The organism is Alicyclobacillus contaminans DSM 17975, from assembly GCF_000429525.1.
Classification (GTDB): Bacteria; Bacillota; Bacilli; order Alicyclobacillales; family Alicyclobacillaceae; genus Alicyclobacillus_A; species Alicyclobacillus_A contaminans.
Genome location: NZ_AUCA01000001.1, coordinates 209,841 through 236,634 on the forward strand (window position 1 = coordinate 209,841; position 26,794 = coordinate 236,634).

Annotated in this window: 28 protein-coding genes and 1 pseudogene; 19 read left to right on the plus strand and 10 right to left on the minus strand. The window is 58.6% G+C overall.

Annotated features, from left to right (window positions below; all coding sequences use genetic code 11):
- Positions 1-199: 199 nt before the first annotated feature.
- Entirely contained in the window at positions 200-529 is a 330-nt protein-coding gene (locus G463_RS23955) for a hypothetical protein (protein WP_084171103.1), read from the minus strand.
- The gene (locus G463_RS22665) at positions 530-1,021 is read right to left on the minus strand and encodes a hypothetical protein (RefSeq protein ID WP_156900035.1); all 492 of its coding nucleotides are present in this window, start codon (positions 1,019-1,021) and stop codon (positions 530-532) included.
- A gap of 237 nt (positions 1,022-1,258) precedes the next feature.
- On the opposite strand from G463_RS22665, the pseudogene G463_RS0101040 reads away from it, so the two are divergent.
- Positions 1,259-1,653: pseudogene (locus tag G463_RS0101040) on the plus strand (transposase); the annotation flags it as partial.
- Between the two features lie 119 nt (positions 1,654-1,772).
- Positions 1,773-2,480 carry a transposase gene (locus G463_RS0101045; RefSeq protein WP_026973724.1) on the plus strand — a complete coding sequence of 236 codons (708 nt, stop codon included), beginning with the start codon at positions 1,773-1,775 and terminating at the stop codon, positions 2,478-2,480.
- A 411-nt stretch (positions 2,481-2,891) separates the two neighbouring features.
- Here the strand turns inward: G463_RS0101045 and G463_RS22670 are convergent, their stop codons facing one another.
- Complete coding sequence (locus tag G463_RS22670; RefSeq protein WP_026973725.1) at positions 2,892-3,101, minus strand: hypothetical protein; 210 nt, start codon at positions 3,099-3,101, stop codon at positions 2,892-2,894.
- A 96-nt stretch (positions 3,102-3,197) separates the two neighbouring features.
- The gene (locus G463_RS17965; RefSeq protein WP_035484859.1) at positions 3,198-4,073 is read right to left on the minus strand and encodes an NAD-dependent epimerase/dehydratase family protein; all 876 of its coding nucleotides are present in this window, start codon (positions 4,071-4,073) and stop codon (positions 3,198-3,200) included.
- A 298-nt stretch (positions 4,074-4,371) separates the two neighbouring features.
- Between G463_RS17965 and G463_RS0101060 the strand changes: the two genes are divergently transcribed.
- The 3 genes from G463_RS0101060 to G463_RS17975 all read left to right on the plus strand — a co-directional run bounded on the left by G463_RS0101060 (position 4,372) and on the right by G463_RS17975 (position 6,643).
- A complete protein-coding gene (locus tag G463_RS0101060; protein ID WP_169725398.1) occupies positions 4,372-5,208 on the plus strand; it encodes a ZIP family metal transporter in 837 nt (278 codons plus the stop codon).
- Between the two features lie 176 nt (positions 5,209-5,384).
- Positions 5,385-6,335 (plus strand): DMT family transporter, encoded by a 951-nt coding sequence (locus tag G463_RS17970; RefSeq protein ID WP_051321755.1) that lies wholly within the window; start codon positions 5,385-5,387, stop codon positions 6,333-6,335.
- Positions 6,335-6,643 carry a 4a-hydroxytetrahydrobiopterin dehydratase gene (locus G463_RS17975; protein ID WP_026973727.1) on the plus strand — a complete coding sequence of 103 codons (309 nt, stop codon included), beginning with the start codon at positions 6,335-6,337 and terminating at the stop codon, positions 6,641-6,643. Before G463_RS17970 ends, G463_RS17975 begins: the two co-directional genes overlap by 1 nt.
- 50 nt (positions 6,644-6,693) lie before the next feature.
- On the opposite strand, the gene G463_RS21450 is transcribed toward G463_RS17975, so the two are convergent.
- Positions 6,694-8,421: an ATP-binding cassette domain-containing protein gene (locus G463_RS21450; RefSeq protein WP_051321756.1), complete on the minus strand. Its 1,728-nt coding sequence runs from the start codon at positions 8,419-8,421 to the stop codon at positions 6,694-6,696.
- Positions 8,418-9,239, minus strand: a complete 822-nt coding sequence (locus G463_RS17985; RefSeq protein ID WP_051321757.1) for an ATP-binding cassette domain-containing protein — start codon at positions 9,237-9,239, stop codon at positions 8,418-8,420. The genes G463_RS21450 and G463_RS17985 overlap by 4 nt, the downstream gene beginning before the upstream one ends.
- A 102-nt stretch (positions 9,240-9,341) precedes the next feature.
- Here G463_RS17985 and G463_RS17990 point away from each other — a divergent pair, with 102 nt between their 5' ends.
- The 4 genes from G463_RS17990 to G463_RS0101105 all read left to right on the plus strand — a co-directional run bounded on the left by G463_RS17990 (position 9,342) and on the right by G463_RS0101105 (position 11,949).
- A complete protein-coding gene (locus tag G463_RS17990) occupies positions 9,342-9,947 on the plus strand; it encodes a biotin transporter BioY (RefSeq protein WP_035484861.1) in 606 nt (201 codons plus the stop codon).
- Between the two features lie 68 nt (positions 9,948-10,015).
- Entirely contained in the window at positions 10,016-10,264 is a 249-nt protein-coding gene (locus G463_RS0101090) for a YkuS family protein (protein ID WP_026973728.1), read from the plus strand.
- A gap of 203 nt (positions 10,265-10,467) precedes the next feature.
- Positions 10,468-11,169, plus strand: coding sequence for an SGNH/GDSL hydrolase family protein (locus G463_RS0101100; RefSeq protein WP_026973729.1), 702 nt, complete (start codon positions 10,468-10,470; stop codon positions 11,167-11,169).
- 18 nt (positions 11,170-11,187) lie between these two features.
- Positions 11,188-11,949, plus strand: a complete 762-nt coding sequence (locus G463_RS0101105) for an alpha/beta hydrolase (protein ID WP_026973730.1) — start codon at positions 11,188-11,190, stop codon at positions 11,947-11,949.
- Positions 11,950-12,000: 51 nt separating this feature from the next.
- Here the strand turns inward: G463_RS0101105 and G463_RS0101110 are convergent, their stop codons facing one another.
- Both G463_RS0101110 and G463_RS0101115 read right to left on the minus strand, forming a co-directional pair.
- Positions 12,001-12,522 (minus strand): MogA/MoaB family molybdenum cofactor biosynthesis protein, encoded by a 522-nt coding sequence (locus G463_RS0101110; RefSeq protein WP_051321758.1) that lies wholly within the window; start codon positions 12,520-12,522, stop codon positions 12,001-12,003.
- Positions 12,523-12,566: 44 nt separating this feature from the next.
- Positions 12,567-13,880: a helix-turn-helix domain-containing protein gene (locus tag G463_RS0101115; RefSeq protein ID WP_026973732.1), complete on the minus strand. Its 1,314-nt coding sequence runs from the start codon at positions 13,878-13,880 to the stop codon at positions 12,567-12,569.
- A gap of 44 nt (positions 13,881-13,924) precedes the next feature.
- On the opposite strand from G463_RS0101115, the gene G463_RS23770 reads away from it, so the two are divergent.
- The 3 genes from G463_RS23770 (at position 13,925) to G463_RS0101130 (ending at position 18,742) form a co-directional block, all read left to right on the plus strand.
- Complete coding sequence (locus tag G463_RS23770) at positions 13,925-14,059, plus strand: hypothetical protein (protein WP_281171043.1); 135 nt, start codon at positions 13,925-13,927, stop codon at positions 14,057-14,059.
- 325 nt (positions 14,060-14,384) lie between these two features.
- Entirely contained in the window at positions 14,385-16,901 is a 2,517-nt protein-coding gene (locus G463_RS0101125) for a hypothetical protein (protein WP_026973733.1), read from the plus strand.
- Between the two features lie 104 nt (positions 16,902-17,005).
- Positions 17,006-18,742 (plus strand): phospho-sugar mutase, encoded by a 1,737-nt coding sequence (locus G463_RS0101130; protein WP_245575646.1) that lies wholly within the window; start codon positions 17,006-17,008, stop codon positions 18,740-18,742.
- Positions 18,743-18,939: 197 nt separating this feature from the next.
- Here G463_RS0101130 and G463_RS0101135 read toward each other — a convergent pair whose 3' ends face one another.
- Entirely contained in the window at positions 18,940-19,137 is a 198-nt protein-coding gene (locus G463_RS0101135) for a cold shock domain-containing protein (RefSeq protein ID WP_026973735.1), read from the minus strand.
- Positions 19,138-19,381: 244 nt separating this feature from the next.
- Here G463_RS0101135 and G463_RS0101140 point away from each other — a divergent pair, with 244 nt between their 5' ends.
- Positions 19,382-20,848 (plus strand): hypothetical protein, encoded by a 1,467-nt coding sequence (locus G463_RS0101140; RefSeq protein ID WP_026973736.1) that lies wholly within the window; start codon positions 19,382-19,384, stop codon positions 20,846-20,848.
- 42 nt (positions 20,849-20,890) lie between these two features.
- Here G463_RS0101140 and G463_RS0101145 read toward each other — a convergent pair whose 3' ends face one another.
- Positions 20,891-21,082: an aspartyl-phosphate phosphatase Spo0E family protein gene (locus tag G463_RS0101145; RefSeq protein WP_026973737.1), complete on the minus strand. Its 192-nt coding sequence runs from the start codon at positions 21,080-21,082 to the stop codon at positions 20,891-20,893.
- A 228-nt stretch (positions 21,083-21,310) separates the two neighbouring features.
- Here G463_RS0101145 and G463_RS0101150 point away from each other — a divergent pair, with 228 nt between their 5' ends.
- From G463_RS0101150 to G463_RS0101180, 6 genes are all read left to right on the plus strand, one after another.
- Positions 21,311-22,072 (plus strand): WecB/TagA/CpsF family glycosyltransferase, encoded by a 762-nt coding sequence (locus G463_RS0101150; RefSeq protein ID WP_245575647.1) that lies wholly within the window; start codon positions 21,311-21,313, stop codon positions 22,070-22,072.
- A gap of 96 nt (positions 22,073-22,168) precedes the next feature.
- The gene (locus G463_RS0101155; protein ID WP_026973739.1) at positions 22,169-22,396 is read left to right on the plus strand and encodes an alpha/beta-type small acid-soluble spore protein; all 228 of its coding nucleotides are present in this window, start codon (positions 22,169-22,171) and stop codon (positions 22,394-22,396) included.
- Between the two features lie 165 nt (positions 22,397-22,561).
- Positions 22,562-23,752, plus strand: coding sequence for a methionine adenosyltransferase (gene metK, locus G463_RS0101160; RefSeq protein WP_026973740.1), 1,191 nt, complete (start codon positions 22,562-22,564; stop codon positions 23,750-23,752).
- Between the two features lie 297 nt (positions 23,753-24,049).
- A complete protein-coding gene (locus G463_RS0101170) occupies positions 24,050-25,177 on the plus strand; it encodes a sensor histidine kinase (RefSeq protein ID WP_026973741.1) in 1,128 nt (375 codons plus the stop codon).
- The gene (locus tag G463_RS0101175) at positions 25,174-25,824 is read left to right on the plus strand and encodes a response regulator (RefSeq protein WP_026973742.1); all 651 of its coding nucleotides are present in this window, start codon (positions 25,174-25,176) and stop codon (positions 25,822-25,824) included. The genes G463_RS0101170 and G463_RS0101175 overlap by 4 nt, the downstream gene beginning before the upstream one ends.
- 191 nt (positions 25,825-26,015) lie before the next feature.
- Positions 26,016-26,450 carry a glycosyltransferase family protein gene (locus G463_RS0101180; protein WP_026973743.1) on the plus strand — a complete coding sequence of 145 codons (435 nt, stop codon included), beginning with the start codon at positions 26,016-26,018 and terminating at the stop codon, positions 26,448-26,450.
- The last annotated feature ends 344 nt before the right edge of the window (positions 26,451-26,794 follow it).

The following is a 26,794-nucleotide window of genomic DNA, read 5'->3' on the forward strand; positions in this document are numbered from 1 at the left end:
GCACCTGATTTCGACATCAGACGCGCAGAACCCTTGTCCTACAAGGGATTTTCAATCGTTCAGCAGTCCCTAATTGGAATCTCGCATGATTTATACCAAGTTTGATAGACGCTGACTATCGCACTGTTCTACGGTGCAACTTCGTACGAAGAACGCCCTTCGGGGGTGAGTCCGTCGGGCGTCCGTTGTCACATGGATTTCAACGTTTTGTGTTTGTTTGTATTTGACCCTGTTTTGTATGTCCTGACATTGCTACAACAAGATTTGCCTTATCCTTATAGTGTGAGGGTACTTCTATGAATGACCCATTTACTTTCCAAGGTATATGTGCATCTTTTAAGGCCTTCTCGATTTCGGAACGCTCTTCAACACTGTTGGTACTTATGAGGTTTGTATACTGATATCCAGAAAGCACCTTTGAAACTAGCAGGATGCACATAACCAATAGACAGCATGCACCAATTGCCAACCACACTAGTCTCGATTTGTTGTGTCGCACTGTCATGTTATTTGCCATTTCCGTTTTCATTTACTCATAAACCTCGAAACTACCAGAAATGGGGTAATTACTATTCTCCGGAGCCCACCAAACCTCGTAATGATGTGCAGTGTTTAGGTATGGCCAGGTGATCGTAGTTGATGTATTGTCTGCAACTACGTTTGAGTATACGATAGCTCCACCTTCTGTATAGTCCAGAAGTTCTACGACAAACTCCTGTCCTGCAGTACCATTAACCGTTTGATTAAGATACAATGTTCCAGACGAAGGAGGGGTAAAGAAATAATTGGTATATATTCCTGTTCGGACACCTGGACTTGCATTCAGATTCCACCATTGTGTGGGTGGTGTTGTTGCATTTGGATTCATGCCAGATACGTTAGTTTGAGAGTGTACTGGAACAGGGGTGTTTAACGAACTAATCGGGGCACTCGGCGCGCTTGCAGCATAGGCTGACGTCACCGGTGAGACAAACAACGCACCTGCAACAAATGCTGTTGCCAGTAAGGCATTTTTCTTCACAGGATTAACCCTCCCTTGTGTTGATTTCCAAACCTTTCAATCATTTTAAACTTATGCTCAGTTTTAATCAACGACAACTGTTAGATTCGACGTGCCTCTGCTCAGCGTGTGTCATGAGTTGAGCCCATATAATTTGGTGTAAAATCATCCGGCAGGCTGGGTGATATAATGCGAAGTGCCACCCCCTCTCTGGTAGAATGCGTTTGCAGATAACCAATCTACTGTGAGGTAGGCGAGATGGCACAATATAACATTACCCTGTCCGATGAGGTTCTGAAAGGCCTATTTTCTCGGGATCAGGGGGCGGCTGGGTTATTGGAGCAGGTGCTGAACCAGGTCCTCCAGGCCCAGGTCACAGAACAGTTGAATGCGGAGCCTTACGAGCGCTCCGAGGATCGTCAGGGCTATCGGAACGGTACTCGCCCCCACCGCATTACGCCCCGTGTCGGTCCCCTGGTATTGCGGGACCCACGGCTGCGCAACGGGAAGTTCTCTACAGAGCTGCTTGCTCGTATCAACGCAGTGAGCAAGCCCTGTTGCTGGCGCCGGTAGAGATGGTTATCAACGGCGTATCTACAAGGAAAATCGCCACCATCACGGAGGAGCTGTACGGGGAGGAGCTTTTCAGAGCGTGTCCGAAAAGCCGTTGATTTGGGGTGAATAGCAAAACGCACCTAACCGTAGAATTGGTAAAATTGTAGTTGACCAAAACAAATAATTTACCGGTTCTGAAGGTGCGTTTTCCATAGAATTGCAGTTGGACCTGCTTCCATATGCCGAGTATAACATGCTCGGCTTCGATCCTGCACGGATTGATTACGTGGTCCACATGGATGATTCGTTCCTGGAGCATCTGATGGGTCCTCTGTATGAGAAGACCGGCCGCAAGCCCACATCCCCAGTGGCCTATTTCCGGATGCACTACCTGTACTTCACCAGACCCGAGATCACGTCGTTCCGCCAGTTGTGTAAACAATTGCGGGACCCGAAGAACCAAGCCTGGCGCAACTTCATTGGTGTACACAATCCGGCCAAAGTACCATCTCACCAAAGCCTGAGCGACTTTCGTAATAAGGTCGGACCGGAGCTCTTTGAGAAAATCCGGGACGAGTTCGTCCGCCAGTCCGTGCAAATTGAGGGATTTATTCAGGATGCCTTGGCCGCCATGGATTCACGCCCCATCTACGCCAATGTGAACGGCTACAAGAAGAAACGCTGCCATTGTGAAGACAAATCCACCTGTAGTTGTGAGAAGACCTTTTCCGACCCAGATGCCGCCTATGCAGCTCAGCGAAACAAGGTGAACCAGAATCGTTTTTTCGTCGGCTACCGCAAGCACTCGGTGGCAGTCTCCACCTCGCAGGGACCTATTGCACTAATGTCTATCCTAAGCTGTCTATCGTTACCGCTTGTGGATACCGACCACTCCACCTGGTTTCCAAGGAATGAATACCCATAAGAGGAAAGTGAATTGCTGTGTTTTACGCCCTCATAACTCATTCGGAAGGCTTTTCGGACACGCACTTTAAAGCAGCAATCTTTGCGAAAAGAGCCAATTGAAAAGACACGAAGGGCGTTCAATCGGTTTGTAAAGGAATGAACCGACAGTGCATCACTACCTCACAACCTATCACTACGCGGGGGGCAGCCTGGCCATGATCGCGGACTGTCCACCGGGCACGGGATAAATTCGTGCATCGGGGTATCAGTTGACACGCTACCTCTTGTTCACGGTCATTCTTGACACTGCTGTGGTAGCCATCGCCATGGTATCGCGATTTGTCATCGTGGATGGTGCGATAATCGCTGCAGCGTCCTGCAGCGAGGGAGAGTAAAGATGGAACATGTATATCAAACACTCATCAAAGACTTATCGTCTACAAAGCAATTCAATGATTTTACCCAGCCCCATTAAAGTACCTCCCTGAAAGAAAGGGCTCGCTAAATTGGATATCCATGCACTACCTGCAATCGCTACTTGGTGAGTTGAACTGGCATAAATTAGATTGACGAAAGCGCCAATGACTTCAACAATGATGATCAAAACACCGGTGACAAACAGAAAATTCCCTGTGCGCATGATCTGACCCCCAATTTGGATATTTCAAAACATGAAATGCGGTGAATATTGATACATGATATCGCAGTGTTGCGCCTGACCGTCTCGCTTCCTTCATCATTCCACGCGGAATGGACGTGCCTCGAGGCGAAAGTCGCGGTACACCGCTGTGGCATCGGCGCAGATGTTGCCTTCGAGAAGCATGATCAACTGATCTTCTGTCAGCGGAAAGCCGGGGATGTGTTGCAGCATCGGGATGAGTGCCGTCATCAGCCGCGTCGGAACGGTCATGGTCCGCAAGCGCTTGCCGAGGTGATCCGCAATTCGATGAAGAATGTCCAGGTAGCTCAACACCTCCAGGCCTCCGAGGTCATAGGTTCGAAGGCGCGGGGTCTGTACGGATTGAAGGAACGCGTCGACCACGGTGTCCATGGCCACCGGCTGCAGCATGTATCGGCCGTCGCCAATCACGGGAACCCACGGAAATGTTCGAATTAGTTGAGCGAGTTGGTTCACGAAGTTGGGACCGGGTCCGCCGTTGCCAAACACCACGGACGGGCGAAATATGGTGTAGGGGATCCCGCTTTGCCGAACCAATTCCTCTGCGGCCCATTTGCTCCGGTGGTACGTGGATACTGCCGTCGGGCGAGCGCCGAGTGCGCTCATATGACTGAATGCGGTGATCCCGGACGCCGCGGCCGCTGTCAGCACCGCCTCGGTGGCGTCCACGTGGATTCGCTGCATCGTTGCGCCTTTGCGAGGCATTTCGCGCAGAATGCCGACCAAGTGCACCACCGCCTCACAGTCGCGCATGCCCTGTGTGAGCGCGGAGACGTTGAACAGATCTCCTTCGACCACTCGCACCCCCGGTATCGCAAGCGGGCGCGGACTGCCTGTGCGCTGCCACGCGACCACGTGGTGTCCTCTGCGAATCAGTGCACGGACCAGGGGCTGCCCGATGTAACCGGTTCCCCCTGTGACAAACACGTTCATTCTCACTAAACCCCCATCGCGACGACGTATGCCGTTTCACGACCGACATTGCAGGTGTAGTTCGCGAACGACGGGGCAATTCCTCTCGGCGAACCAGTCGGTGTTTCGCAAGATCTCACACGTCTCCACGCCGGTGTGGAACACAAGTCCGGATGGACACCGGTGCGGGAGGGGGGGTTGACAGTCCGGCTCCCGCCCAGTAGATTCTTTGTAGAAAATTATTTTCTACAAAGATATGCCCTGGCCAATCCCTATCCTGTCGATGGCTTGTGGCGGAACGTCCGAGGAGGACCTGTGCGTGGTTTCATCTGGATTATTAGCTGTGTTGTTGTGTGTAGCGGCAGCGTTTGCCGATGTGCTGGGTGGTGTCATCACCGTCGTGCGGCGGTTCTCCGCTCGCCAGATTGCCTGGCTGACGGCGCTTGGGGCGGGGTTCCTGATTGGCGCCACATTCATGGATAGATTGCCCGATGCGTTGTCGGGATTGCCAAACCTGGCACCGGCATTGGTGGTGCTGGGCTACTTGGGTATGCTCCTGTTGCAGCAGATGGGCGGACATCATCCGCACCCACACGGTCATGCGGAACCGGTTCTGGCGGCCGAGGGCGGCGCGATGGCGAATTCCAGCGGGTTGGGCGCCGCACCGGCCCCAGACCAACCAACATCCGGGGCGTCCGTGCTCACGCGCCAGTCGGCTTTGGTCACGTTTTTCGGCATGGTGGTGCACACGTTCATGGACGGGGTGATTATCGCGGGCGCGTTTGCCACCAATACGGGCGCGGGCGTCCTGATGTTCATCGCCATCACGCTGCACAAAATTCCCGAGGGGTTCACGATGGCCACGTTGAGTTTGGCGGCGGGAGAATCGCGTAGAACGGCGTTTGCGAGTGCGTCTGGGTTGGCGTTGTCGACCCTGGTGGGCGCGGTGCTCACGCTCTGGGCCGGGCAATTCGACCTGCCGTTGGTGCATATCATTACCGCGCTCGCCACCGGCACGTTCATCTTCATATCGACAACGGGCCTGATTCCGTCGCTTCATCTGCGCGAGCATCCGCGGCTCCTCTACGTGCTCATCGTTGGTGTCCTCCTGTTCTTTCTGTCGCTGCAACTCGTTCATCACCTGGGATTGCAGTAATTCGCCGCATCGCCGCGCATATCATCGAGGTCAGAGCGCGGAGACGCCTGACGTTGCCGTCGTGCCACAAGAATGTCCGGGCAGGCGGAGCCCCCACCGATGGCCGGCGACAAAATATTCCCACAACGCCGCTCACTCGCGCTATGATAGAGTCAGCTTCTTGGGGGTGCTGAAACGTGCAGTGGAAAACGTGGGTAGCGGTGGCGGTGACCTTGCTCTTTTGGTCGTCCGCTTTTGCCGGAATTCGAGCCGGCTTGATGGGCGGGTATTCGCCGGGACATCTGGTGTTGCTGAGATTTCTGAGCGCGTCGATGGTGTTTGTGCTGTACGCGCTCGTGCGTCGCATGCGGTGGCCGACGCTGCGCGATTGGCCGAGAATCATCGCGATGGGGTTGTGCGGTATCACGGTGTACCACATCGCCCTCACGTTTGGTGAATTGACGGTTCCCGCGGGGACAGCCAGCCTGTTGATTGCCGCGGCGCCGGCCATCACTGCGTTGATTGCCAGCGTGGTGTTGGGCGAACGGCTGTCAAGACTGGGCTGGCTCGGCATGCTGCTCGGATTTGCGGGGATTGCGCTCATCACCTTCGGGCAGGGGGGAGAGCAAGGATTCACGCGCGGCGCGCTACTGATTTTGCTGTCCGCGCTGTTCACATCGATTTTTTTCGTATTTCAGAAGCCGCTGTTCGCGCGCTATTCCGCCATCGACCTCACGGCCTACTTCACCTGGGTGGGGACTGTTCCAATGCTCGTGTTTCTCCCCGGGTTCTGGCATGATCTCATTCACGCCACGGCGACCGCCACCTGGTCGGGCGTTTACATAGGGGTGTTCCCGGCTGCGGTTGCCTACGTGGCCTGGGCGGTGGCGTTGTCCGGCGGACGCGCTGCGGGGGTCGCCAGTGCCCTGTACATCAATCCGATTCTCGCCATCTTTATCAGTTGGTTGTGGCTCGGCGAAGTGCCCACCTGGATGTCGCTCGTTGGCGGCGCGGTGGCCATCGCGGGCGTTGTGTTGGTCAATGTGCGCGGTAAACCGTCTGCCGCAGAGGCTGCGGGCGCCCGATTGCCGTCGAACGCGGCATCGGCGGGGACGGAACGGTGTCCAGAGGCGAGGGAGGATTTGTGATGGAGAAGTACACGTCCGAGCAGGTGAGAGAGGCGTTGTCCACCGTACCGGACTGGAAACTGGAGGAGAAAATGATTGTGCGGCGATTTCGCTTTCCCTCTTTCCGTCAGGCAATGGCCTTCGCCAACGGGGTTGCGGAGATGGCCGAAGCCATGCAGCACCATCCGTTCATCGCCATCGATTACAAAGTGGTCACGCTTCGCTACACCAGTTGGCACGCCGGGGGACTGACCGCGGCCGACTTTACGGCGGCAAACCGGTGCGACGCCCTATTCAACCAACTGAGCGCCGCGGACGAAACGCTCTGAGCGGCGAGGACGGCACGCCGGGCGGCTCCGTACCGCCCGCGGTCGCGCAATCATCCCACAGCGGAGGAGAAGGCCTCCGCATGGCCGAACCACCAAAGCGCGCAACAAACCGCCAGACATCCGCCCACCACCGACCATTCCCGCCGAGTCCAGCGGGCCTTCGGAGGTCTCGTCCGAATGGGGTTGTCATCCCGGTATCCCCGCGCCTCCAGCGCGGTCGCCAGCGTATCTCCCAGATGCAGGATGGACAAAATCAGCGGAATCGCCACCGCCGGAACATCCCGCATCCGCATCCGTCCCGGACGTGTCGCAGACTTTCCGCGGGCCTGCACCATCTTCGCAAATCTTCGCCACTGCTCCCACATCAACGGAATGAACCGCAGCGTCAGTGCAGCACCGAGCAGCAGTGATTCCACCAGCGGCGGCCGCCGCTTCCAAATCCACAGCCGCTCCAATCCGCGCTTTACATCCAGTGCGGATGAGGTTTGGGCGAGCGGGATGCCGAGTGCGACCACCGGCAACACCGGTGCCAAAGACAGCGCCGTGCGCCATCCGTTGGCAGCGGAATAACCGAGGTGGAGTGCGTTGCCGCCGGTCCAGCGCAAACCACTCAGGATGACGGTCAAACCGAGCAGCACCAGAACCGGCCGCAGAATCCCGAAGTGTCGCCCTGGAACCCGCGCTCGCCACAAAATCCCGAGCGTGATCACATAACCCGCCACCAGGCCGGCAACGGTGTGCAGTGTCAGAAGGGTCATCGACAGCACCAGGTAGCTCAACCACTTGGCCCGCATGTCCAACGCTGTCAACCACGCCGCCGCCCGAGATTCCTGCGAGGGAATATTTTCGGCGGCCGGCGGGATGGGCGCCGGAAGGTGAGTGGCGACGTCAGCCGTGGGACGGCTTGCAGCGGCCGGCGGCTGCGTGGCGGGGGAGCGCGCCTGGTTTCGCGCGCGCATCAATTCTGCCGCAACGGCCCTGGGGGTCAAGGGCGTGCTACCCAGGGTGATACCCCGTGCCTGCAGGGCCTGCGCCACCGTCAACGCCGTCGGCAATCCGACCTCGGCCAACTCGAGTACCTCCGGCCGTTCCACCAGTGTTTCCGGCGTTCCGGCGAAGATGAGGCGTCCTTCATACAGCACCAACACCCAATCTGCCAACGGCAGCAGCGGATTCAGGTCGTGTGTGGCAATCACAGCGCCCCCATCGGCGCGGCCTCGGCGTCGTTCTGCGAGAACCTGCAGCAGGTGGGCGGACGCGCGCGGATCGATCCCGGCGGTCGGCTCATCCAAAAGCAGCCATCGGGGCTCTGGCGCCCACGTGCAAGCCAGGGCCACCCTCCGCTTCTGTCCACCACTGAGGGTGAGCGGGAAGCGATGGAGCATCTCGTCCGGCAGGTCGACCGCCGCCAGGCTGTTCCGGATGGCAGCGCTCGCGGCTGTGTCGGGCAGGTGGTACGGGCGGAGCGAGTACCGCAGCTCCTTTTCAACCGTGGCGCAGAACAGCTGATCCTCCGGATGCTGAAAGACCATGCCGAGCTGCAGCAGCGCGGCTTTGTTCGGGGATCGTCCATTCCAGAGCGGCGTTCCATCGACCTCGATGCGTCCCGACGCGACGGGCAGCAGACCGGCCAGCGTCTGAAGAAGAGTGGATTTTCCGCTGCCCGGCGCGCCGATGACGAGAGTGATGGCTCCTGTCGGAAAATCGACGGTGATATCGGTGAGGATACGCTGCCCCCCATCCGCATCGACGCACAGGTTCACCAGGGAAATACTCATGCGTTGGCCACCGCCTCCGCCAGTTCTTCCGCAGTCAGGGGGAGGGGGTCCAACGGCAGTCCGGCATCCTGCAGATGATGGGCGGTCTGAACGATGAACGGCGGGATGAGGCCCAACCGTTCACAGGGACTTTGGGCTTTTGAGTCTTCGGGGACTTCCGTCTGCCGGCGGAAAAATGCCCGCACCTCGCCGTGGTACGCCACCCGTCCCGTGGCCAGGGCGAGCACCGCATCGGCGGGAATCAGCTCTTCGAGAAACTGCGTGACCCAGATAATGGTGACGCCGCTTCGGCGAAGGGCGTCCGCCAACTGCAACAGGTGTTCGCGCAGGCGCGGGCTCTGCATCGCCGTCACTTCATCGAACACCACGGCAGCGGGCTCCATGGCGAGCGTCGAAGCCACGCACAAGAGCTGTTTCTGGCCGCCTGACAACACCTCCACCGGGGTATGCAGCGGTACGTCCAGGCCCACGCGCCGCAGCGCCGCCTGTGCGCGGCGCGGGAAGTCCGACCACGGTACGCCGATGTTTTCCAGACCAAACGCGATGTCTTCGCAGACCGTCTGGCCCACCAACTGGGCATTGGGATCTTGAAAGACCATGCCCACGCGGCGAGGGGCAATCCGCAACTGGCCGCGCGAGAGCGGGCAGAGCCCCGCCAGCACCCGCGCCAGGGTCGACTTGCCGCTGCCGTTCTGTCCCACCACGGCCAGCCATTGACCGCGCGGCACGGTGAGGTCCACATCGCGCAGTGCGTACACCAGTTGTTCGCCCTGACGATACGCGACCGTCAGTTGTTTTCCCTCCATATGAATATCCATGCATCCTCCCGGCCATCTTTGCAAACGCGTCACGGTATGCTATCTTCGAAATTGTTAACCAGAATTCAATTACAAGTTAACAAAAAGAGAGGCGAATACGCAATGAAATTCACGCGAGGCATCGTGTTCAGTGCACTCTTTGCCGCCCTGTTGGCGGTCTTTAGTCTCATTCAAATTCCCGTTCCCGGCAGTCCGGTGCCCGTGGTGCTCGAGAACATTGTACCCATGTTGGCCGGCGCCCTGCTCGGCCCCGGCTATGGCTTTCTCAGCATCGTCCTGGTCATCGTTCTGACCCTGCTCGGCGTTCCCATGATTGACGGGCAAGGCGGCGTCGGTCACTTGTTCGGGCCGACCGGCGGCTACATCTGGGCCTGGCCGTTCAATGCGTTGTTGACGGGGTGGGTGCTCAAGGCGGTGAAGACGGAGCGGATGGTGCTGCGCTCGGTACTCACCTTCGTGGTGATTGAGGTGTTTGGCGGGCTCGCCTGTTATCTCCTCGGCGTTCCCTGGTTGGCAGCGAAGACGCATATGAGCCTTGGCAAAGCCATGGTGCTGGGCTGCTATCCCTACCTGTTTGGCGATACCCTGAAGGCGTTGGTCGCCACCATCATCACCGTGGCCGTGCGTCGGGTCTATCCGGAAGGCGTCGTAGCGCCGGCCCGCCAGCGTATTGTCGCGCTGGACAAGGGGTCCGAGGCCACGTCCTGACGCATAAGCGCGCCGGGTTTCGGAGACATTGATTGTCGAACTCGGATTTTTCCAGGGAGGTCGACAACGTGAAACCTGTCGCTGTGGAGCGCGGACTGGAACCGGTGAGACAATACCTGCAACAGCAGGGATGCCATGTGGTGGATGTGGTCAACGACGGCAGCGCCGTCGCGCAACAGGCCGCTTGCATGTGCATAACGGGGGGAGACAAAGACGTCATGGGCATGGAGGACGTCATCGCCGACATCCCCGTGGTGAACTGCGACGGCCTGTCTCCGGAGCAAGTGTATCAACGGGTGAAGAACTACATTCAGTGACCGCAGGCGGACGTCGGCACCACCTGGCGGTCCCGACATGAGCCGGTGGACGAGCGGATCCACCGGTTCTTTTCGTGAGAGCGCGGCCGGCCACGACGGGACGATGCGGTGCAATTCGGCGACCGGACGAAAGGGAAATGACGTCATTCCGCAACCGGTCGTGGTACACTGAGGGCAGAGCCATCACGGAAGGAGTCCGAGCCGTGAAAATTGTCTGCTTCGGCGATAGCGTGACTCGTGGGGTATCCTGTGCCAACGGACGGCTGCGCATCCTGCGCAACCACTATCCGGCGCAATTGCAGGCTCTGCTCGGTGAGCGGGCAACCGTCGTCAACGCGGGAGTGTTCAATGACAATTCCCGCAAGATGGCGGCGCGCATGGAGGCGGATGTGCTGTCGCATCAGCCCGACTGCGTGGTCATCGGCGTGGGCGGCAACGACTGTGATTTTCGCTGGGCGGAAGTCGCCGAACGCCCCGACGCCGACCATGAACCCGTCGTGCCGTTGGCCGAATACCTGAAACACCTGACGAACATGCTCACCACCTTGCGCACTCGCGGAATCGTCCCGCTGTTGCTCAACCTCATTCCCCTGCAACCCGTTCGTTACTACCACACCATCTCCGAGAAGCACGGGACTGCCATCGCGCATTGGATTGCGCGGTGCGGCGGAATTCACTATTGGCACAGTCAATACAACCGAGCACTGCAGGAACTGGCTGAAGCACTGGAGGTTCGCTGGGTCAATGTCCGATCCGCGTTCAAGCGCAGCGGGCCGCTGGACGAACTGCTCAGTGACGACGGTATTCATCCCACCGAGATCGGCTACACCGTGCTCAGTCGCGCAGTGCACGCCGCGCTGCAACAGTTGTCCCAAGCGCCCGGCGCACTGTCTAGGGCACACTGAAGCAAAGGAGTGACTTGCATGCAGCAGGCCATCGCCCTGGTCCATCAGGGACTCACCCTGCGTGGAATGGAACACATTCCGGACGGCGCGTCAACACCGGTCCCGGCGGCCATTCTGTTTCACGGGTTCACCGGCACCAAACTGGAACCGCACCGTATGTTTCTGAAGATTTCGCGGGCTCTGGAGCAGCGGGGCATTGCGAGTTTTCGCTTTGATTTCTCAGGGAGCGGGGAGAGCGATGGCGACTTCGAGCAGATGACGCTCTCGGGCGAAGTCGCCGAAGCGAACGCCATTCTGGATTACGTGCTCGCCCATCCGCAGGTCAACCCGCGCTCGGTCAGCCTGATTGGCCTCAGCATGGGTGGGCTGGTCGCCACCCTCGTCTCCGCCCGCCGTCCGCAGGACATCGCCCGCTTGGTGTTGTTGGCACCCGCTGGCAGCATGCCGGAGTTCGTCCGCCAAATGGCTGCTTCTCCGGGGGTGGATGTCTCGCGCGGTGTATTTGATCACGGCGGGAACCTCGTGGGTCTCGCGTTTGCCGAGGACATCATGACGGTGGAACCGTTTGAGCAGGCCAAAGGCTACCCGGGGCCGGTGCTGTTGGTGCACGGCACCGCCGATGAAACGATTCCCTGTACGGTCTCCGGGCGATACCGCGCGGAGGTGTACGGGGATCAGGCGGAACTGCACCTCATTGACGGGGCGGATCACACGTTCAACCGGTACGAGTGGGAGCAGGAACTGATTCAGGCGGTGACGTCATTTCTGGCGCGGGCGTGAGGCCGGCACCCGTATGGCACCGGCCACACCATCTGGTTGCTCGGTTGGTGGTCAGGGTACGTCTTGGTGCACCGCGCGCCCGGACAAAAGCTGTAGTGTGTGCGGCAGCACGGGCAGCACCACCTCAAGGCATTCCTTGACTGCCTTCGGACTGCCGGGCAGATTGACAATCAGCGTGTGATTTCGGATACCGGCCACCTGTCTCGACAGCATCGCGTGCGGGGTGTGTTGAAGGCTGGCCGAGCGCATCGCTTCGGCCATTCCGGGCAGCACCTGTTCCACAACATCGAGGGTGGCTTCCGGCGTGACGTCTCGCGGACCGATGCCGGTGCCCCCGGTGGTGAAGACGGCGGCGACGTTCGGGTTGGTGCACAGCCGCCGCAGCGCTGCAGCGATGACCAGCCGTTCGTCGGGGACCACGAGCCGCGGCGCCACCTCAAAGCCGGCTTCGCGGAGCCTGGCTTCGAGGACGTCTCCGCTTTCGTCCACGCGTCGGGTGCCGAGGTGTGCACTGTCGCTGATGGTGATGACTGTGACTGCGCCGGGGCGATGGGTGGATGCGCTGGATGTCATGTCTGTCTCTCTCCTTCTCATTCGTCGGTGAGGGCCGCGCACGCTCACTCCTCCAATTGGGCGAGGACCTGCAGGAATTTCCTGTACACCGACTTGGTGGTCATGACTTCGCGATATGCTTGAAGCGCCGCCCGTTGGTAGTGCGCCGCTTCTCCTGTGTATTGCATGCGGCGATATAAAATGGCGAGCAACTCGGCCGCGATGGCCCGCTCCAGGTTTCTTGATGTGTTCAAGGTGCCTTCATACGCCTTCTGCGCGTACTGCAACTGCACCTCCGGGTCCTCCTCGTGCACGGCCACCATCAGGCGCGTCTGCGCGACCACCTGGGCGTCGTTGGTGCGCTCCGCTGCGGTCATGGCGCGGTGCGCGTCCTGCCGGGCCAATGCCATGTTTCCATCCTGAATGTGCAGTTCGTGCCGCGCGATGTTGAGCGCGCAGTCGTTGCGCTCGTCGTACGCGAGTTCCAGGGATTGCTCGGTGCGCTGGACCCAAATCTGCGCCTCGTCGTGATCCTTCAGTCGTGCGTGGAGGATGGCCAATGTCGCCTCGATGCGTCCTTTGTCCACATCCGACATTCCCCACTTTTCCGCCATCTCATAGCACCGAAGCAATGTGTCCCGCGCATCGGACAACTGGTCGACCCGGACTTGAATGGTGCCGAGCAGCCCCAACGCCTTTGCGTAGCGCGGAAAATCGAGAATGCGATGGAAGATGTCCATGGCCATCTTCGCGTAGTACATCGCCAGTCCCTGCTCGTGCGTTTCGGTATACAGATAGCCCAGGTTGTACATCAATCGTCCGCGAACCTCGTCGGACAACGCGTCCGACTGACGTTCTGCGCTGCGCAGAAAGGTTTCCGCCTCCGCGTACGCTCCCAGATGCAGATGGCAGCTGCCGAGGAGGTAGCAGGCTTCCGCGTGGAGGGCGGGGATGTTCGCGAGGTGGGCGTGAATGAGGCCCGCCAACTCCAAGACTATTTCGAATTGATGATTCATATAGTAGTGGTAACAGAGGTGAATTGCCACCTGGCCGTGAATCTTCTGCCACCGTGCGCGGCGCGTCCGCAGCATTTCGAGCAGAATCGCGTGGTTGCTGGCGGATAGATCGGCCACCGTGGGTTGGCCTGACTCCAGTAACGGGACATATTCCGCCAGCACGGGTTCATCGAGACGCTCTGCCAACTTCGCCAGCACGTCGGCCGGAGGAAGTTGTTTGCCGCTTTCTATCAGGCTGATCATGGATTGGCTGCCGAGTCCGTGACCCACTTCGCTCTGGGACAGGTGCTTCCGCATGCGGGCCGCGCGAACGCGGTAGCCGATGATGAGTGCAAACAACTCGCGCTCCGTCTCAAACGCCATGGATGGTGTCGCCTCCAGTTCACGATGTTGAAAGGATGGTCGTCATGCTGCAACGGATCAAACACATCGTCGGCGTCTGCGCGTGTCTCGCTCTGTTGTCCACTCCGCTGGTGATAACGGGGAACTTTTCTTTCGGGCCGCTTCCGCCAACTCCGATGACGGTCCATCAAACGGTGTGAGCAAGCCATCGCGCTGACTGCACCTCCGCGCCGCTGGGGGTGCAGTTGATTTGTACGGGCGTCCGGGGCTGTGGGGGAACCCGTGCAAAGGGTAGACCCTGCAGCCGGTGAGTCGTCCACGTTTGGGGATCCATTCTCGGTGCATGCATCGGTTCCTGCCGACCGCCGTCAATCGACAGAAGGATCGTTGCTTCGACAGGCCGATGGCCCGATTTTTTCATCATATTCTCATCTGCCGCCGTAGGACTTTGGTTGTCCAGCGTGGAATTTGTTTGTATCCGATTCGACATCATCCGCGCATGTGGACATCACCTGGAGGAAGCAGATGAAGCATTGGACGACGCGAGTGGCATTGGCCGTGGGGCTGGTTGGCGCATGGAGTGTGGCGGGCGAGTTCGGGATGGCAACGTCCGCCCTGGCCGCCACGTCGACCATGAGGTCGGGCCCGGTTTATATCAACGGACATATGTGGAAAAATGTTCCTTACGTGGTGGCGAACAACACCACCTTCTTTGGCATTTGGTATCTTCAGCAGCTTCTTTCATCCTATGGCATTGCGTCTCAATGGGATGGCCGAACCCTGTCTATCCAAGGGGTGCCTCGCATTCAAGGCACCGCAACGTATACCGTTGGGGGACAGCAAAAGAGCAGTTCCATCTTGACCTGGAATGGGGCGACCTATGTCGACGTCTCGACCCTGGCCGCAGCGGGCAGCGGCCAGCTGCAGTACAGCTCGAGCACAAACACGCTGGCCGTGAATTGGCCGACTTCGCAGAACGACGTTGCACCCGTGGTGCGCATTTCTCCATCAGGGAACGCGTCGAGTGCGTCGGCGCCTCGACTCAGCACGACGCGTCCGGCATCCAGCGCCGTATCGATGTCAACAGGCTATGTTCGGGAGGCCGGCACCCTCTGGAAGTCGGTGCCGATTCTGCGCCGAGACGGCACCACGTTTTTCGGTGTCTGGTATCTCCAGCAATTTTTATCGCAGCACGGCATTCAAGCTTCGTGGAACGGAGTCTCCTTGAGCATTCAACAATTCCCCCAGATTGTGAGCGGCGCGAAACTGACGCTGGCCGGTCGCGCGGCAAGCACGTCGCTGATTCAGTGGGCGAACGCATGGTATGCGCCGGTGTCCGCGTTGCAGGCGGCGGGGATGACCGTTGTCACCAACGGCACCCAGAGTGTGACGGCGACGCTGCCCACGCCCACCGCATCCACCGTTCAAGGGGAGATTTTGGATGCGAACAATCAGCCCGTCGCGGGGAAGGTCGCCATCGAGGACGCCCTGGGCCTGGTGCACGTGGTGGATACGGACGCCAGCGGCCAGTTTGTGACCCAACTGTCGGGTGGAGGGTATCTGATTGGCGCTGAAACAGCCAACGATGGCTGGGTCAGTCAGGCGCTGGCGCTCGCCGGTGGGAGTCCGCTGACCGCCACCACCGTGCAGCGGATGAGTCAAATTCAGGGGACGCTCCAGTTCTCGGGAACGCCGTACGGCATTTCCCAGGTGTCGGTGCGCAACGTGATCACCCACGCCCACTATTACGCCACGCCGACCGCCAATCATACGTTTCAACTGACGGTGCCTGCGGGGGCGTACGAAGTCTATGCGGTCGTGCCGAGCGGCAGTCAGGACGTTCTGTACTTGCTGCAGCCGTTCGTGACCACGGGCGACATAACGCAGCTCAGCGTGTCCGTTCCGGCACTGCCGAAGGCCAAGTCCGTGCAGACCGCGCACGCTGTGGTGTCCGCAGCGGATAGTGAGGTGACGGCAGGAGATCTGCAATCCGTCGCCAACCTGTTCGAGCACATCTATCCGTTGGATGTAAACCGGACCGGATTGGCACCCAGCCAAAAGATGAACATCGTCCTGTACGGGACGGCGGACGACTATAAGCAGCACTTTATTCAGGAAGGTTACTCGTCCGACGAAGCGCAACAAATCGCCGATCAATCCATCGCGACAGAGGAAGGCACCAACACCATCAGCGTGCTCCTGCCGTCGTACGATTTGACGGATGGGCTCAACATCCTCGCGCACGAGTTCACGCACGCCCTCATTGCGACAGTGTCCAACCAGATTCAAAGCTGGGCGAACGAAGGCGTTGCGTGGACCGACGGGATCGCCGGCGAGTTGGATGGCAGTCCCGACGAGGTGCTCCAACAAGGTTTGCAATGGTACGAGTGGGTGGACATCGTGGCCCACCAGCAGCAGGGGGATTTGCTGCCGCTCGGCGGGGCCGATCCGCTCAGTGGCGACTACAATGTGGAAGACCAAGACTATTTCGCTGTGCAGCAGCTGATTGATCAGTTTGGCATGGACAAGTTCATGCAGTACGTGAAGGCCATCGACACGAATCCCAACGCGTTTGCCCAGACCTTTGGGGAAACGTTTGATCAATTCTCTCAGTCGGTGACGGCCAAACTGCAGGCGTTGGCGAGTCAAGCCAACACCACATTCTCCATGCGGATTCGGGTGCTGCCGAATGGGCCCAGTCAGATTTACGTGATCAATCCGTTCGGCAAAACGGTGACCATCACGGGATTGAAGCCGGGTCAGTCGTATACGCTCCAATGCCACAGCGATGGCACTGTCACCGCTCCGACCGGATTGTCCGTGGCTCCGGGAACGAGTCTGCCCATTGTCTACGGTGGCGATTGGTACGTGGGGGCCGGCATGGGTGGCTCCCTGCCGCGCCAGGAGTTTGAAGTGGCGTATGAATACGGTCGGCCGTTTTTGGTACAGGCACTGTTGTACGGATCTGACGGGAGTTTGGAACACGCGTATCCGGCCACGGCCGTGCCGGACGGGGTGCAGCTGACCGGGCTCACCGGCTGACGCAGGGCCAGATGGTTGGCAAGTATTCAGTGTGGGATTGTATAGGATCCTAAGCTTTGCACGTCTGTTCGTCGGCAGGCGTTTCCATTTGGGGGGATGGCATGGTGCGAACGTACAACGCGGAAGAACAATACCAACAGTGGCTGGCGTGGCCGGATCATCCGGCGTCGCTGAAAGAACAGTTGGAAGGGCTTCGAGAGCAGCCGGATACCCTGTTCGACAGCTTTTACCGCAGTCTCAGCTTTGGAACAGGTGGGATGCGAGGGGTGCTCGGACCGGGGACCAACCGCATGAACATTTACACCGTGCGTCGGGCCACCTACGGGTTCGCGCAATACCTCCGCGCCACGAGCGAAGGCGAGCCATCGGTGGTCATTGGCTACGACGGGCGACGGCAATCGGCGGAGTTTGCGCTGGAAGCCGGATTGGTGATGGCAGCGGCGGGGGTGACGGCGTTTGTGTTTCAGGAACTCTGTCCAACGCCGGAATTGTCCTTCGCCGTTCGGGAATTCGGTGCCAGCGGCGGGATTATGATCACCGCCAGCCACAACCCACCGGAGTACAACGGGTATAAGGTGTACAACAAGACGGGGGGACAGATTCTGGACGACGAGGCCTCGGCCATCACGGCGCAGATTGAGCAGGTGGAGGACTGGTTCTCCATTCCTCGCATGCACCGTGAAGAGGCGGAAGCCGCCGGCCTGCTCCGCTGGGTTTCGGAGTCGTTGGAGCATCGGTACGTTGAGCGCGTGGTGCAGGCGTTGCAACGCCCAACCGTGTCGGCGGATGCCCGTCGCAACCTCCGCATTGTCTATTCCGCGCTGCACGGTACGGGCAATCGCCCCGTTCTGGCCGTGCTCGAAGCGGCCGGCTACACGCAGGTGCACACGGTGCAGAGTCAGGCGGAGCCGCATCCGGAGTTTCCCACGGTGGCCAGTCCCAATCCGGAAGAACCGGAAGCGTTCAGCCAATCCCTCACGGTTGCGCAGCAATGGGCGGCGGATGTGGTGTTTGCGACGGATCCGGACGCGGACAGGGTCGGAGTGGCCGTTCGCAAGGCCGACGGCGAGTACACGCTGCTCACCGGCAACCAGACGGGAGCCCTGTTGGTCGATTTCTGGCTGGAACAGCTGGCGGCGGAGAGGCGTCTTCCGCATCGAGGCGTCGTCTTCAAAACGATTGTTACGTCCGAATTCGGAGCGCAGTTGGCGCGTCGCCACAGGGTGGACGTGGAAGATACCCTGACTGGATTCAAATACATTGGCGCGAAGGCGTCCGAATATGAGCGGACCGGGGAAAAAACGTTTCTGTTCGGGTACGAAGAGAGTTATGGATATTTGGCGGCGCCTCTCGTCCGCGACAAGGACGCCGTGCAGATCTGCCTTCTGTTGGCGGAAATGGCCGCGTTCTACAAGGAACGGGGACAAAATCTGTTGGACGTGTTGGAACAACGCTACAAAACCGTCGGGTTCTTCGCAGAGCGTCTGTTCAGCAAGACGCTGCCCGGAGCGGACGGTATGTCGCGCATGGCCGCGCTGATGCAACAACTTCGCGCCGACGGAATTCGGGTGGATGGACTGCAGCTCGCCGCCGTGGAGGATTATTGGCTGCGGGAAAAGCGGTGGGTGAACGTGGCGGCGTCCTCATCGGAACCGCTGTCCCTGCCGAAAGCCGATGTTCTCAAGTTCATCTTCACCAACGGCAGTTGGTTGGCCGTGCGCCCCTCGGGCACCGAGCCGAAAATGAAAGTGTACGTGGGCGCGCGCGGAGAAACCCGCGCGGACTGTGACGATGTGCTGCATCGCCTGAGCACCGCCGCAAACGCCATTTTGAGCAGCTAGCATCAGGGTTGCGCACGCAGGCGTCAGGGGGAGGCTCTCTCCTTGACGCCGAATGGTCGGCGGTGATGACTTGTGATAATCCGGGATGGAGCTTTGCCCTGTGAGAGCCGCCGGGCATGCTGAAATCGTACTGTGCATGGATAACACAAAAACACCCCGGAAAACCGGGGTGTTGCTTGTATTGTTCGTCGGATGCGTTACAGACGGGTAACGTTTGCCGCCTGCGGACCGCGTTGACCTTCGACAATGTCGAATTCAACACGTTGACCTTCTTCCAGAGTACGGAAACCTTCGCCGTTGATGGCGGTGTAGTGGACAAACACGTCGTTACCACCTTCAACCTGAATGAACCCATAGCCCTTCTCCGCGTTGAACCACTTAACTGTACCTTGCATTAAAATTGCCTCCTACTGCAAGTACCATGTACCGGCACTACCATTGTACCATTCCGTACTCTTGCCAAGTTCATTGTACTCGTAGAAAATTTTTTTACTACGATGTTACTGTAACATCTTCGCCATTGCAAAGTCAATACCATTTTGAAAAATTTACACGTTGACCGGTGGTGCGTTTCAATCGTATGCAAATCCGGCTACACTACTTGTATCACGACGAGGCGTCGGATGGGGGGAATTCACCGTGGCCCGCCGGGCGGATAAATGGTTTCATTTAAATATTTCCGTCATTGGCCTTACACTCACACTCCTTGCGTCGGCCACGCTCTGGTATGAACACAATCCGCAGCAGATGCACCGGGTCTTGCGGGCCCTCATGCAACTCTCGCGGAATCCTGTCCAGCCGACGGAAAATCGCGTGTCTGGCACACCGGCACCACCTGTTTCCAATCACACCACTGAACTTCCAACAAATCCGGCAGCTGACAAACCGGCCAAGCCGAGCGGTCCTGTGAACGCGAGCACGGATGTGCAGGTCACCGCCTACGGACACGATGTCCCCACCGCGACCACGGCATTGGTAAAGCAGCTGCTGAATCAGGGACACGTGGTGGACACGGTCACCCGAACCCTGAAGATGGGGACCAACGGCACCGTGCATATTTATCTTGCGCAAACTGCAACGGATTATAAGAACCTGTTGAAATCCCTCGGCGTCTCCGTAACCGATGCCCAGCGCTATTCACAGGATACCGGCGGCTTCACGATGGATAGAGACATCGTCATTCCCATGTATCAAAACACCGGCACGCCGGATCTCGTCAATACTCTGGCCCACGAATTGACCCATGCCGTGCTGAACGCCAACGTGGATCATCTGTCCAGTTGGATGAACGAGGGTTTGGCGGTGTACAACGGAATGCTGGTGCAAAAGCAGCATCAGGATGCGGTGGCTTACGGCGGATACGCCCGGCAAATGGCGGAAAGTGTCATCCAGGCCGCCGATTCAGGGAACTTGCTGCCCTTGGCGGATGACGAGTCGAAGGTTCTGTCCGGCAATACGTCGTACGATTTGGAACTCCAGGATTGGCTGGCTGTCAGTTGGCTGGTCCATACGGACGGGCTGTCTTCCATTGCCGTATTTCTTGGTGAAGTAAAAAATGGTCGTTCGGAAGCGGCGGCGTTTCAGAACGTCTTTCATATCTCTGAGGAAACCCTCAACAGCACGCTTGCCAACCTGCTGAAAGACGCGGCTCGGCAGCCGGACGACGGGGTCAATGTACAACTGACCGTTGACAAACAGTTCCACGGAGATATCCGTGTGTTGCAACACGGCACAAACATTTGGCACGGAACCGACCTGAAACCCGGATTGAACCGTTTTTCCGTGCTGGCCGACGGTCAGTTGACTGGGACCACGGGTGTGGATCAAGCGGTGCAGGACAAAAATCCGGCGGACGATATCACGCTGTACATTGATCTGAATTCAGACACACCGCTTGTGTACCATCAACAAAACGTGAACTACTGCGGATTTGCCATCGATTACCACTACGGGATGTACGGATTTGTGAACGCGTGGGTGACGTACGACAACGGAAAGTCGGAGTACATCGATACACCCTCGCTGTTTGGCGTCACGGTGAATCAGGTGACCGAACGGGCCACGAACAATCCGGTGCTCGCGCTGCTGGGATTGGCGGGCGAATGAAGCGGCCTCCCATCCCAGCACGGATACGGGCCCATCGTTCGCTCAAACGGCGTAGTGGAATGCGGAAGCAGAGGTGGTCTTCGAAGTCGGGGTCATGATGTGGGTGATCTCTGCATCCAATCGCTGGCTGGCTGCAATCACCTGCGGATGCAACAGGTTGCCCTGATGACGGGCCGCCACTTCATACAACATGGCGCGCAGCATTTCGATGCGCGGGTTGGTCGGCGAATTCATGGGAGATCCTCCTTTATTGCCAGCCGAAAACTGCAATCACGGTTGTCGATTCTAACTCGATTTGCGTATGTTTTCAATGAAATTTTTTCGAACATCCGGTCGGTTGGTTTTTGACAGACGAATCGGCTATCTATGCCCGTGTGAGTTGGACGTTTGCCGGTGGATGTATACAATAGGTTGAGATACTCGCCGTGCGAAAGAATCATCGGTTTGGAGGATTTGACGCAGATGGCACTGGGTGCGGAAATGCAGCAGGAAGCGGTGGTCCATGTCCTGGGCGTTCGCTTTCATACCTTGACGAAGCAACAGGCTGTGGAACGGATCTTGTATTGGATAGATCAGAAATCGCGGCGCATGGTCATCACGGCGGGGCCGGAGTTCGTGATGCAGACGCAAAAGGACGAAGCGCTGCGGCGGATTGCGCGCGCCGCCGATTTGGTGACGCCGGACGGCATCGGCGTGGTCTGGGCTGCCAATCGTCGGCGGCGCATGGTCAGTGAGCGCGTCACCGGTGTGGAATTGGTGCAGGAGTTGCTCGAGACCGCGGAACAGCGCCATCAGTCCCTGCGCGTGTATGTGCTCGGAGCATCCGAGACCTCGCTGCAGGCGTGTTTGGCAAATTTCCGGGCAAGCTATCCGGGATGTGAGTTCGCCGGCGAAAACGGGTACTTTCGACCCGAAGACTTGCCTCAGGTCCTCGCTCGGGTGGAGGCGTTCGCGCCGCACGTCTGGCTGGTGGGATTGGGTCAGCCGCGACAGGAAAAACTGATCTACGAGGCACTGGGTGGATTGCCGCCCTGTGTTGCCATCGGTGTGGGTGGCAGCATCGACGTCTGGGGCGGCACCGTGAAGCGGGCGCCGCTGCTGTTTCGCCGGCTCAACCTCGAGTGGCTGTATCGATTGCTGAAGCAACCATCTCGCTGGCGGCGGCAGTTGGCCTTGCCGCGCTTTGCGTGGAAGGTCTTGAGAAATCTGGACGGCGATGACTGACCGGCCAAGATGTTTGTGGTCTGCCGTCTCCCCGCATCGCGCACACTACAGGTACCGGCTGAAGGGCCGGAGTACAGTGGCGGGGAGGAGAATCGGATGGCACGCGGATCGAAAAGCAATGCGCTGCTCATCAGCGGAGCGCACCAAGCGCTGGATGACATGAAGTACGAAATTGCGGCAGAACTTGGATTGGCGGTTCAAAAAGGCAGCGGCGAGGACTACTGGGGACACATCACAACCCGCGAAGCCGGCGCGTGCGGTGGAGAAATTACCAAACGGCTCGTGGCGTTTGCGCAACAGGCGCTCACGAACGGGAACGCGTGAAAAACCCCATATCGCGGTTTTACGGCGGGCACATCCCGCCGTTTTCTACATATTCGGCGGCGGATCGACAACTTCCGCTAGAATTCATTGACGCATGCGGGCCAAATATAATACCATATGCGTGTTTGTTGACCGTATTGCACGGGAGATAAGGAGGGATGGCCCGTGGCGAAGCGCCTGTTTACATCGGAATCCGTGACTGAAGGACACCCGGATAAAATCTGTGACCAAATTTCCGACGCCGTGTTGGACGAGATTCTGTCTAAAGATCCGTACGCGCGCGTAGCCTGCGAAACGTCTGTCACCACAGGACTTGTGTTGGTCTCTGGGGAGATTACCACGTCCTGTTATGTGGATATACCGAAGATTGTCCGCAAGACCATCGCGGAGATTGGTTATACGCGCGCGAAGTTCGGTTTCGACGCCGAAACCTGCGCGGTGCTCACGTCCATCGACGAGCAGTCTCCGGACATTGCACAGGGCGTCAACCAAGCTCTGGAAGCCCGGCAGGGGCAAACCGACGCCGACATCGAGGCCATTGGCGCCGGCGACCAAGGGTTGATGTTCGGGTTTGCCTGCGACGAAACGCCGGAATTGATGCCACTGCCAATTTCCCTGGCGCACAAGTTGTCGCGGCGACTGAGCCAAGTCCGCAAGGACGGCACGCTGCCCTATCTGCGTCCGGACGGCAAGACCCAGGTGACCATTGAATACGACGGGGACAAGCCCGTGCGTGTGGATACCATCGTGATTTCGACTCAGCACGATGAGCAGACGGATCTCGAGACGATTGCGGCGGATATGCACAAGCATGTCATCGGCCCGGTGGTGCCGAGCCATCTGTTGGATGACCGGACGAAGTACTTCATCAATCCGACGGGGCGCTTCGTCATTGGCGGACCGCAGGGAGACGCCGGTCTGACAGGGCGCAAAATCATTGTGGATACCTATGGCGGTTACGCGCGCCACGGCGGCGGTGCTTTTTCCGGGAAAGATCCGACGAAGGTGGATCGCAGCGCGGCATACGCGGCGCGCTACGTGGCGAAAAACGTGGTTGCGGCCGGTTTGGCGCGCAAGTGCGAGCTGCAGGTGGCGTACGCCATCGGCGTGGCGCAGCCCGTGTCCATCTCTGTGGATACGTACGGGACCGGCACGATACCGGAAGAGCAGATTGTGGCTCTGATTCGGAAGCACTTTGACCTGCGTCCGGCGGCCATCATCCGAGATCTGAACCTCCGTCAACCGATTTATCGGCAGACGGCTGCGTACGGTCACTTTGGCCGCACGGATCTGGATGTGCCCTGGGAGCGCACGGACAAGGCGGACGCGCTGCGCAACGACGCCATGAAGCTGTGAGGCATGGATCGCGAGATGCGCCGGGAACAGCGGTCTGGCCGCGTCTCGCCGGTGCGTTTTCCGATGTTGGACGAGCGGGATTGAAAAAATGACGGATGGACCCCCATACCCGGTGGGCACCCTTCGAAGGTATAAGCATCACCCTTACCCCATTGCTGTTGGCGTTGACGAGGAATTCGTCAACGCCGCTTTTTTTGCAGGAATTCCCCCGTTCGACACGAAAATGTTGCAGTAACTGCTCCATCTTCCCTGTCTGCGAGTCCGGAATGACATATGAGAAAGGCGATGAGGCCTCCTGTGAAGGACCGAATTGCTGCCCTGCAGGGCGCCATTCAATCCACGCTGACCGTGATTCAAGAGAGTCGCGACCAAGTCGAAGAGATTGTCCAGAGCGCGATGGACGAAGTGAAACAACTGGAGGCGGAGTACGCGGAGGTCAGCAATGCCTGTATGGAAGCCATTGAACGTGTGGAACTGCTGTCTCAGCTGACCCAACACGCCAGGCAGCGGTTGATGGAAGTCAGCCGGGATATACATACATTCAACGAACAATCGATGAAATCCGCATATGAACGAGCGGAGCATCTGCAGACGGAACTCGCGCGCTGGCGAGAGCGGGAAGCGCAGCTTCGCATTCGGCGGGACAGCATTGCGAGGCGACTCAGGGCGCTGCGCGCGACGGCGCAGCAGGCTGAAGTGCTCTTGGCCAAGTTTGAACATGCTGCGGCCTACCTCGGTACGGAATTTGGCGATCTGGGCAGCGTTTTGGAATCCGCGAACCAGTATCGATTGCTGGGATTACAGATGCTGCAGTTGATGGAGGAGGAGCGAAGACACCTGGCGGCCGAACTGCACGACGGTCCGATGCAGGCGCTGGCCACGCTGGCCATGCGTATTTCGGGGCCTCTGCCCGACGGCGAAGAATCTGTGATGGCGTCCATCAACCAGGTGATTGCATCGCTGCGCCAGGTGGTGTTTGATCTCCGTCCATCCCTGATTGACGACCTGGGGCTTGTGCCGACGTTGAAGCAATACGCGGCACAGTGGTCGAAGCTCACAGGCATTGCGGAGCAGGTGCGGTTGGTGGGGCTGGAGGTGAAACTCTCTCCGACGGAAAAAGTGACCGTGTTCCGCTGTGTCCAGGAACTGCTCAAGAACGTTCGACAACACAGTGGTGCACAGCGCGTCACCCTGGAAGTGGTGTATGGTGAGTCCGTTCTGCAGGTGGTGGTGGCCGATGACGGCAGAGGGTTCCATAAAGTGGACTGGGCGGAATGGTTGGAACAAGGTAAACTTGGAATGACGCTCTGCCGCCAGCGCATGACGGCGCTCGGCGGCGACGTGGAGATTCAGGACAGCGTGCCAGCAGGTGCCCGAGTGGTATTGACCCTGCCCATTCAGAGGAGAAGTGAATCGCAGAAATGACAACCATTCGCGTGGCGATTGCGGATGACCATGATGAATTCCGCGAAACCCTGAAAGAGGTGCTGCAGTTTGAATCGGACATTCAGGTGGTAGCCACGTGGCGCAATGGAGAGGAGACGCTGCGAGGAGCCCTCGAGGTGCGTCCGGATATATTGATGCTCGATATCAACATGCCACAGCTCAACGGCGTTGAGGTGGCTCGCCGGCTGCGCCAAGACGCGCCGGATATCAGAATCATTATGTTGACCATGCATGATGACGAGAATTACGTCCTGGAGACGCTCAAAGGCGGTGCAGCCGGCTATCTGGTCAAGGACGGAGGCGCTGCGGAAGTCGTGCGGGCCGTGCGTGAAGTGGCTGTGGGCCGGGCGATTGTCCACCCCCGCGTCACGCGAACCGTGATTGCGCAGTTTCAGGAGCGGTATCTGGTCAACGACAGTTGGCGCGACGTGCTGACGGAACGGGAAATGGAGATATTGCATCACCTGAAATACGGGGAATCGAACGAACAAATCGCAGAGGCCCTTCATATTACGACAAAAACTGTACGCAACCACGTATCGAGCATATTGAACAAGCTCTCCGTGACCGACCGCACACAGGCGGTCATCATTGCCTTGAAAAACAAGTGGATCACCATGTCCTGACGCGGCGCTCGGCGCCGCGTCTCGAGCTCAGCCCGTCACAGCCCCGGCGGATTCGCCATGCGAGCCGATTGGCCATTCGAGCGACACGCTGCGATGCTACGTCCAATATTCCGACCATATGGGGGCCGCCGCGTTCCGGCGCAGTTCCGCCGCGATTCCCCTGGCATATACTGCAGCAGGGGGTGAGGGCCATGGTGGAGGCTCTGATATTCTGGGTACTGGCCGTCTATGGGGCGCTGACGATGGTGCGGCAATCCGTCCGCAGTCTGCAACGCCGAACCGGGGCAATTCCCCATCCTCTGACCATCATCTTGATTGTGCAGAACATGGAGAACCAGATTGAAGGGACACTTCGCACGCTCATGCTGCGCACCGCGCTCGGACACCGTGAACGTCGAATCCTCGTGTTCGACGTCGCTTCCCAGGACGACACCGGCTGTATCGTGCAGCGCATGACGAACAGCGCAGACTGTGTGGATTACGTTCGCGTGGCGGACGATGTCGAGTTGCTGCGACAGCTTCAGACCTTTTGTCTCCAATCACCGCACGTCGGCTGCATTTACGATCTCCGGGTCACAGGCATGCTGCAGGATGTCACTCGCGATGTCGCCTGGTTGTGTCAGTGAACCGCACATGGAGCCATGTTTCAACTCCCCGGTCCGCGACGCCGGGGATGTTTGCTGTAACATACTGTCGGGTTCTGTCGAACTCATGCCCTTCTAGGACTTTTCGGTAAAAAATTAGGGACGATATTCCTATCTTTCCTCCACGCTCTAGCCATCCAGAACGAGGCCGTTATATAATGAGCCCATCGGGGTGTAACTCCTGTACCATATATCGTAGCTACGGCTTGCATTACAGAATTTTCGGACAAGCTTCGGTTTGCCGTCGAAATTCATGCAGGCAACTCTCCAGACAGAGCACACACCACAGCACTTCAGAATTGGTAGAAAGCAATCCATTTCTGAGG